A 3,450-nucleotide genomic window follows, 5' to 3' on the forward strand; every position below is an offset into this window, starting at 1 on the left:
AGCCGATCCTTGGTGTAACGCAACATTTCTAAGGCCAGAGCTCCCCCGACCAGCCCGGTAACCCCGGTTAACAAGACAGTTTTCGGCGCTTCCGGCATCACATTTCCTCACTATCTGAACTCGATCGGTGCAGCAGGACGTCGGTTCCGTCCTGCCCGATCAACAACTTGTGGTAGACATTGCGCAAGGTCAGCTCGCCCAACTCCGGAATCTCGAGCAACTCCTCGCCGCGTAGCTGCTCAACGAACTCGAGCAGCGCGATCAGCTGCAGCGAGTCTAGCCCGGCCTCGTTGACCAGGTCTTGCTCACAGGCCACGACAGGATGTTCGGGGCCTCGCAGCGCAGTCAGGAACTTTTGGGCTCGCTCGATGAACTCCGTCTCGTTCAGCACGTCAGGCACTGGGCACCGCCGCGGTGGTCTCGGTCTGTGATACCCACAGCGCCGCCACCGCACGCCGATCCAGTTTGTCCTGGCCGGTGCGCGGCAGTGGGTCGTCGACGGCGATGACACGACGCGGAGCGCGGTGCACGCCGAGATCCTCACGTACCCGTTCGGCAACCGACACGGTGTCCGCGACACTGCCGGCGGCGATCCGCACGATCAACCCGATGTCTTCACCAGTACGGGTTTGCAGTGGTGTCCCGGCAGCTTCGATGACCCCTTCGACGGCGAGAGCAGCCTCCTCCACCTCGTTCAGATAGACGGCGAATCCACCTTTCATCACCACGTCTTTGATCCGGCCGGCGATGCTGTAGACGCCGGATCGGTTCCGTCGCATGATGTCTCCGGTTTTGAACCATCGACCGTCGAATGCGGCTGCGGTGGCCGCGGCGTTACCGTAGTAGCCGTCCAGCAGCGTCGGCCCTGCCAATTGCAGCTCGCCCTCACCGACACCGAGAACTGGCGTACCCTGCGCGTCAACCAGGCGGGCTTGCAGCAGCCATGGCACGCCCACGTCGTTGGTGGCGATACCGGAGTGCACACACCCGAAGAAGCTGGCGCACATCGCCTCAGATATTCCGTAACAGTTCACCAACGGCAAACCGAAGCGGTCGTAGAAGCGTTGCTGGGCATGGCTGGACACCGGCGCACTGCCACTTAAGCACAGCGGGGATGCACCCTCGGGTGCGCGCGGGCCGGCCATGTGATTGACCACGTCGACCAGCGCCGGCACCAGGTAGGTTTGCTCCACACCGTGGTGATCAATGCGACTCCAGTAGTCACGGGCGGTGCGCATGTTCAGCTCGGGAAGGACCACAACGGCCGCGTCGGCGAAGGCTGCCCAGGTGTAATGCATGTTCAGTGTTCCCGAGCCCGATAGCCTGGCACTGCACGCTATCCGGGTGGCCTGGGTGCCGCGCAAGGCCGCGCCGGCCGCAGCCGAGGCGTACATTGTCAGCGCAAGCTTGTGGTGTGTAAACGGAATACCTTTGGGATCGCCGGTGCTTCCCGACGTGTAGCCGAGCATTGCGGTATCCTCAGGCATAGTGTACGGAAAATCTCCAGATTCCCCTATCCGAACGACCTTTGCCCCCTCAATGGAGTCCAGCGCGAAGTCTGCACCAGAATGTTGGATCGCGTTGCGGCGTAGTCGATCACCCCACATCCCATCGATGAGAACGGCGGTTACATCCAGGCGCCATAGGGCGATCAGTGCAGGAATCATGTCCGGATGGTCGGTCAGGGTGACCGCACATCGCGAGCCCGGCGCGACTCCGGCCCCCGCGAATCCTGCTTTGAGGTCGTCGCTGCGATTGGCAATATCCGACCAACTGAGACGAATCCCGTCGTGTGGCGGTCGGGCGTAGATTAACGCGTCGTCGTGAGGTCGTTCCTCGGCGAGTTGCAGATAGCGCCGCGGCAGTTCTCGGATGTCGCTGTCATACATTCGTGTCACCTTCCTTCCAGCTGGCTGGCGTCAGTTTTCGGGCCTAGTGGGTGTCCGCGGCGAGCGGGGCAGAGTGTGCTTCGACTGTCTTGACGAACTCTCCGAGCACCGATTCGAATCGGTCGGTGTGCTCGAAGAACGGCAGATGCCCGCACTGTTCGATGATCTCGACTCGCGCGTCAGCCATCATGGCCGCCACGGCGTGTAGACCCGATGGGCTTACACAGAAGTCATCGTCGCCACCGATGAGCAATGTCGGGGCCAGCACCTGAGGCAACATGTCGTTGTCGGACGCTGTCTGCAGCGCATCGGTGAGATTGGCTTCCAGTTGCGCCGCGGAGTTGATGGCTAAGAATCGTTCCCGCAACGCGAGATAGGTGGCGGTGCCGCCGATCGACTGTGCGTGATCGCCGAACACTAATGGGTACAGCGTGTCGAAAAGTTGCTTGGGTCCGCCGTTTTTCAATGTGGTTAGCCATGACCTGGTGATCCGGGTCCGCCGCCGCGATCCCCAAGCGCTGAACGGCGGCCCAACCAGAATCAGTCCTGCGACCCGGTCGGGATGGGCAACGGCAAAGTCTCGGCAGATCACCGTTGAAATCGATGATCCGACAAGGTAAGTTCGCTCGACCCCCAGATGATCGAGCAACGAGGCAAGGTCGCTCACGTGCTGGTCGAAGCCCTGCGCCGGCCCGGTCGACGCACCCTGATTGCGTAGGTCGTAGGTCAGCAACCGGTGCGACGGCGCCAGGTTGCGGGTGAAATTACGCCAAGCCGTACTGACCACGTAGATCGTCGACACGAAGGTCAGACACGGTCCTTCGCCTTCGAGTTCGAAATATAATTCGCAGCCATCAGCAAGTCGGTGACGGTCGTGGGTTCCACGGTAGCCGAGGTCCCACGATTCGATTGTCGTCATGTCCATAGGTGTTTCACCCTTCGGTCTTTATCGGTTGTTGGGTTGAGTGTGTTCGACGGTCAGACGTCTTCGTGGCGAATGTTGCACGGTGACAAAACCTATGCCCTTGGGGGTGTCTCAGTGGTCGGAGCGTTTACGGCTTCGAGATTGCCGGCCGCAGCCGGTGCTGTCTCGTCGATGCCGAACCGGCTGTGCAGCCGGGCCAGTGGACGGGGCAGCCACCAGTTCGCGGTGCCCATCAGGTTCATCAGCGCCGGCGCCAGCAGTAGCCGGATCACCGTTGCATCGGCGATGACCGCCAGCGCCAGTCCGATGCCGAACATCTTCATTGAGGACACTCCGGAGGTGGCGATCGCGAGGAAGACGACCGCCATCAGGGCCGCGGCGGCGGTGAAGATTCGGCCTGTTCGGGCCACGCCGACCGCAACTGCGCACACATTGGCCGCAGCACTTCGGTCCGAGGCCAACCATTGCTCTCGGATCCGGGAGAGCAGAAACACCTCGAAGTCCATCGATATCCCGAACGCCAAGCAGAACATCAACGGCGGCATGTTGGCGTTCAGGGTGCCCGTGGCGGTGACGCCGAGCAGCCCGGCCAGATGACCGTCCTGAAACACCCAGACCATCGCCCCGAAGGTGGCA

Annotated in this window: 4 protein-coding genes; all 4 read right to left on the minus strand. The window is 61.8% G+C overall.

Features of this window, described 5'->3' with window-relative positions:
- Nucleotides 1-97: 97 nt before the first annotated feature.
- Nucleotides 98-400: a hypothetical protein gene (locus AC2VOU_RS02450; protein WP_486955928.1), complete on the minus strand. Its 303-nt coding sequence runs from the start codon at nucleotides 398-400 to the stop codon at nucleotides 98-100.
- Nucleotides 393-1,889 (minus strand): class I adenylate-forming enzyme family protein, encoded by a 1,497-nt coding sequence (locus AC2VOU_RS02455; protein ID WP_486955929.1) that lies wholly within the window; start codon nucleotides 1,887-1,889, stop codon nucleotides 393-395. Before AC2VOU_RS02455 ends, AC2VOU_RS02450 begins: the two co-directional genes overlap by 8 nt.
- A gap of 43 nt (nucleotides 1,890-1,932) precedes the next feature.
- Nucleotides 1,933-2,808: an alpha/beta fold hydrolase gene (locus AC2VOU_RS02460; RefSeq protein ID WP_486955930.1), complete on the minus strand. Its 876-nt coding sequence runs from the start codon at nucleotides 2,806-2,808 to the stop codon at nucleotides 1,933-1,935.
- Nucleotides 2,809-2,906: 98 nt separating this feature from the next.
- The coding region (locus AC2VOU_RS02465) for an MMPL family transporter (protein WP_486955931.1) at nucleotides 2,907-3,450 on the minus strand (544 nt) is incomplete at its 5' end.

The organism is Mycobacterium sp. TH-M25, from assembly GCF_057473665.1.